Raw genomic sequence first — 4611 nt, forward strand, 5'->3', positions numbered from 1 at the left:
TGACCATGAACCGTCCCGCTACACTCCCACCGCTCGACATTCACCCAGGTCAAGCCTCAAAGTACTGCTGGAGTATTAGGGGAACCAAATGCGATTTCCGAATGGCTACATCTGATTCGAACAGCACTCTTGACGGGGTTCTGGGCGAGCAGATCCCTTGACGCCAGGTCAGTGCTGTCTATTCGATTGGGAGGTCATCGAATAAGTCCCCCACCAGGAACGGATAGGTGATGCTCCACTGCCCTTGGCGAGTGATCCGTCCGGGTGGCGGTCGGGCAGGCCCAGGAGTTGCTGCTCGACCGGAGTGACAGCGGGGTCTGTCCGGAGTTCGGCGGCTGGGTCGTCGACGGGTTGGAGCCAGCGGTATCCGTATTGGAGCATTAGGGCGATGCGGGGCTGGTCAGAGAGGTTGATGCCTCCGGTGTGCCAGGTGCGATTCTCGAAGAGGACTGCGTCGGCACCGGTGATATCGGGGGTAACAGCGCCGGGCGGGTTGATGGCGCCGACGGGGACGACGGGTTCTTCGGTGAAGCGGTGGCTGCCGGGGAGGAACATAGTCAGCCCGCAGTTGGGTGTGACGGGGGTGAGGTAGTGGGCTGCCTTGATGGCCATGCGGGGAGTGTGGGGGAAACCGAGGTCGGCGGTGACGCCGTACATGTCCCGATGCCAGCCATGGCGTTCCGGGATGCGAATGGTGCGGGGCGGACCGCTGGGCAGGGCGATGAGGTGCGCGGAGAGCAGGTGGATGTTAGGGCTGAGGAGCTGGACGACGATGGGAAGGACGGCCGGATTGGCGAGGAGCGGGAGAAACACGGGGTCGAGGTTGAGGCATCCACGGAAGCCGTCCTTGCCGTCGCCCCCTCGGTCGCGGCCCTGGGTCATGTCGCTCGCCAGCAGCTTCTCGGCGGAGGCCAGGAGCCGATCGCGGAGGCCCGGGGTGATCGCATTTCGGATGATCGCGTACCCGTCGCGTTCGAAGACGTCGATGGCGTCAGCGTTGGAGGCGGCGAGCGGAGGCGCGGTGTTCATGCCGGTATCTCCTTTGAGGTGGCGGTATGCATCGTGGCGAGCTTCCACAGGCTGGCGTCGTCGAGGCCGCAGAGTCGGCGGAGGTGTTCCTGGGAGACAGGGCGGCCGGGGTCGTGGTAGCCGAGGACGGTGAGCCGGGGTCCGGGGTGGCGGCAGCCGAGGAGAGCGTGGATGTCGGCGGGGTGTCCGCTGGTGGCCAGGAGGATGGGCGCCTGGGTGCCGAAGTGGCGGGCGAACGTGTCCGGGGCGAGGGCGAGGGGGCGGGTGCCGTCCTCGGCGAGGGCCGTGAGGTCGTGGATGTGGACGTACCGCAGGCGTAGGCCGGGGCGTTCGGCGCGAAGCCGCCGGGCGAGGGTGGTCAGCGCCTTGGCGGGCAGGTCGCCGGCGGAGGCGAGGATCAGGTCGGGTTCGTCGTGGCCGGGGTGGGTCAGGTGGGGCCAGATCGCGATGCCGTGCCGCAGTTCCTCGTCGAGGGTCTCCAACGGCTGGTGGAGGTTCGTGTGCTTGCCGGCGACGATGATCGTGCACCGGTCGAGCTTGCGCAGGGCGAAGGTGAGGGCGGCGGCGGTGCGCGCTGGGTCGGCGGGGGTGAGGACGTGGAGCGTGGGGTCGCCGTCGGCCAGAAGTGCTGTGGTGAGGCTGGGGTTTTGGTGGGTGAAGGTGTTGTGCCAGCCCAGGCTGGTCAGGAGGTAGACCATGCTGGGCAGCGGGGCGAGCCCGGCGTGCCGGCGCACGGATCGGTGCTTGAGTTGCTGCTGGATGAGGCTGAGGGTGATCGGTGCGAACGCCTCGTAGGTGGCGACGAGGGCGTGCCGTCCGGTCTCGGTGTAGCCCTGGGCCCAGGCGTGGCACAGTTCCTCGTTGAGGACCTCCACTACCCACGGCGCTGGGCGTCCGTGCTCGTCGGTGAGGTCGAGGCGGTTGGAGGACAGCTCGTCGGGGCTGAACACGCGGAACGGTTCCTGCTCGGCGCGGGTCCGTAGGATCTCGGGTACCACCTGCGCGAACGGACGCCCGGCGGCGTGGGCGGCGACTTGGGCGGAGGCGGCGACGCAGCCGCGCGGCGCCGGGAGACTGCCGGGCTCGGGCCGGGGTAGCGGGAGCGCGGGCAGTAGGTGCGGCCGGGGCCGGCCGCCGGGGGTGAAGAGCTGGGCGGGCTGGTAGGAGGCCAGCCAGTCGGCGAGCGCGTCGAACTCGGCGGGCACGCCGGACGGGTCCCGCAGCGGCGTCTTGTGGACCGCAGGGGTGCCGACGAGGCGGCCAGGCGCACCGTGGCCCTTGTCCAGGGTGAGCACCAAGACGCTGGAGGGCCCCGGGGTGCCCAGGGGCTGGGCGGCGCCGAGCGCTTCCTTGAGAGCCTGGCGGAGCTGGCCGGTGTCGAGGCCGTCGCTGTAAACGGGCCGGTGGCCGAGGCCGGTGAAATAGACGGTGAGTTCGGCGCGGCTCAGGGTGGACAGCAAGCTCGGGCCACCCATGCGCAGCCCGTTGAGCAGAACGACGGGCAGGACGGTGCCGTGCTCGCCCGTGCCGTGCAGCGCGCGGGTGGCGAGCCAGGAGGCGGCGGTCGTCCCGGTCTCGCACTCGCCGTCGCCGATCAGGACCACCGACAGCCGGTGGGGTGCGTCGAGGACGGTGCCCTGGCCGATCGCGAGGGCGGCCCCGAGCTGGCCTCCGGTGAGCAAGTGGCCGGGGATCATCGGGGTGATCTCCCCGCCGATGTCGGCGCGGGGGAAGCCGGAGACGAGTTCGCGCAGGCCGGCCTCGCCAAGGGACAGGTCGGGGTGGGCGTTGCCGAGTCGGCCGGTGAGGTAGGCGTGGGCGAGGGCGGAGGGCCCGGCGTGCCCGGCGCCGTGCAGGACATGTAGGTCGTGGCCGTCGGGGACGGCTGTCTGGAGCGGGCCCAGGGCGGCGAGCATCCGGTTGACGGGCGGGCAGACCCCCCAGTGCCCGGCCGGCCGGGGCTTGATGTCGGCCGGGGCCAGGGGCCGGGCCAGGAGCGGGTTGTCGCGCAGATAGAGCTGGGCGAGGGAGAGGTAGTCGAGCGCGTCGGCGACGGCGGCCACCGATGCGTCGGGCACCAAGCAGTTGGTTCGGCGGGCGAGGTCAGCCCACATGCGGTCCTCCCGACGGGGTGAGGGCGACTTCGACGGCGCGGGCATGGACGGTGCCCTCCCGCTCCAGGCGGGCCGGGGCGTCCGCAGGGCAGTCGACGATGGTCATGTGCCGGCCATGCGGGCAGATCCCGCCGTCAACGACCGCGGCGATCCCGGCCTTGGCGGTCCGCTCGAAGACGGCGACCTGGGCGGCGGTGAGCGCCGGGTGGTCTCTCTCGTCGGCGGCGGGGGTGGAGATGCTGCACACGGCGGCGGCGAGCGGTTCGCGGGCCAGGCCGACGAGGCGGCCCAGCATCCCGTCGGGGCATCCGGCGAGCGCCGGGGAACCGACCGCCGCGACGGTCTTCGCGCCTGGCTTCCACGGAAGGCGCAGCCCGAGCTCCCCCGGCCACAGGGCTCCGGCAAGCAGGCGAGCGTCGACGCTCAGGTCGAACAGGACCTCGGCCGTGGCCGGGGAGTCGAGCAGGAGCAGCAAAGACTTGGTGCTCGGACGCTGCTTGGCGCGGAAGACCGCGTCCGTGGCGGCCGGGTCAGCGACGCGGGCACACAGCATGTACCAGCGCGGAGTGGGCACGGCGACCACCTGCCCGGCGGCCAGGAGCCGGACGGCGGCGGGGAGCTGGTCGGGGGTGAGAACATCCACGGTGCTCCGCCCCCTCACGCGATGCCGGGGCGGGCGAGGTCGGCGAACGTCGGGTACTCCCGCCACGGGTCCGACAGGGCAGCCAGGGCGAGGTCGGGGTGTTGGGCGTGTTGAACGCGGAAGTACGCCATCACCCTCGGTGTGCCGCTGATGTTGATGCCGACCCGGTGCGGGAGGAGGTGGTGCATCACGACCACGTCGCCAGGCTCGGCGGTGAAGGCAATGCCGTTCTGATCATCGATGTCGTCGGGGGTCTGAGCCGGCTGCCCCAGGACCCAGTCCGTGGCGAAGTAGCGGGCCATCCTGTGGTGCCCGCCGGGCACGTAGTGCAGAGCGCCGGCGTCCGCGGTGGCGCTGCCGTCCAGGACGACGCCGACGATGAAGGTGAACGTACGCAGGTCGGACGGTTCCAGATGGGGGCAGGAAACGCCGTCGACATGCATCCGCTTCACCGGCTGCTCAGCGCCGTACGGCAGCCGGATCTGGATCTGCGCCCGGGTGACCGGAGCGGTCCTCGCGGGCCGCAGCAGATCTCCGGCCAGCTCCACCAGCCCACTGCGGTGGTAGAGGGCGAGAAGGGCGGGGTGCTCGTCCAGCTCCGGGGCGAAGCTGCGGTTGGTGTAGGCGATGAGCCGCGACGGGTCGTACGCCTCGGCCTGCCAGCGGCCGACGAGGTCACGGGCCCGGGACAGGACTGTGCCGTGGACCAGACCACGGCGTATGAGGACACCGTCGTCGACGAACCGGCGCCGCTCGGCGCCGCTCCACATCTCGGATCGGGGCATGGTGGGTCTCCTTCCGGAAGGACGGGACAGGGGGCCGGGG

The 4611-nt window shown here is 71.0% G+C and carries 4 protein-coding genes; all 4 read right to left on the reverse strand.

The features are described from left to right. Nucleotides 1–168 precede the first annotated feature (168 nt). The 4 genes from LCE31_RS37095 to LCE31_RS37110 are packed head-to-tail and all read right to left on the reverse strand — an operon-like array spanning nt 169 to nt 4571. Nucleotides 169–1029: a phytanoyl-CoA dioxygenase family protein gene (locus tag LCE31_RS37095; RefSeq protein ID WP_225022443.1), complete on the reverse strand. Its 861-nt coding sequence runs from the start codon at nt 1027–1029 to the stop codon at nt 169–171. Then, on the reverse strand, nt 1026–3143 hold the full coding sequence (locus LCE31_RS37100) for a phosphoketolase (protein ID WP_225022445.1): 2118 nt from the start codon (nt 3141–3143) through the stop codon (nt 1026–1028). The genes LCE31_RS37095 and LCE31_RS37100 overlap by 4 nt, the downstream gene beginning before the upstream one ends. Further along, a complete protein-coding gene (locus LCE31_RS37105; RefSeq protein ID WP_225022447.1) occupies nt 3133–3786 on the reverse strand; it encodes an L-threonylcarbamoyladenylate synthase in 654 nt (217 codons plus the stop codon). The genes LCE31_RS37100 and LCE31_RS37105 overlap by 11 nt, the downstream gene beginning before the upstream one ends. Before the next feature lie 14 nt (nt 3787–3800). After that, a complete protein-coding gene (locus LCE31_RS37110) occupies nt 3801–4571 on the reverse strand; it encodes a phytanoyl-CoA dioxygenase family protein (protein ID WP_225022449.1) in 771 nt (256 codons plus the stop codon). Nucleotides 4572–4611: the final 40 nt, after the last annotated feature.

Origin of the sequence: Streptomyces sp. 8L, from assembly GCF_020176795.1 — a bacterium.
Taxonomy (GTDB): Bacteria; Actinomycetota; Actinomycetes; order Streptomycetales; family Streptomycetaceae; genus Streptomyces.

Bases quoted from the DNA above. Each gene is read 5' to 3' on its own strand.
- LCE31_RS37095 (WP_225022443.1), bottom strand. From the start codon at position 1,029: ATGAACACCGCGCCTCCGCTCGCCGCCTCCAACGCTGACGCCATCGAC.
- LCE31_RS37100 (WP_225022445.1), bottom strand. From the start codon at position 3,143: ATGTGGGCTGACCTCGCCCGCCGAACCAACTGCTTGGTGCCCGACGCA.
- LCE31_RS37110 (WP_225022449.1), bottom strand. From the start codon at position 4,571: ATGCCCCGATCCGAGATGTGGAGCGGCGCCGAGCGGCGCCGGTTCGTC.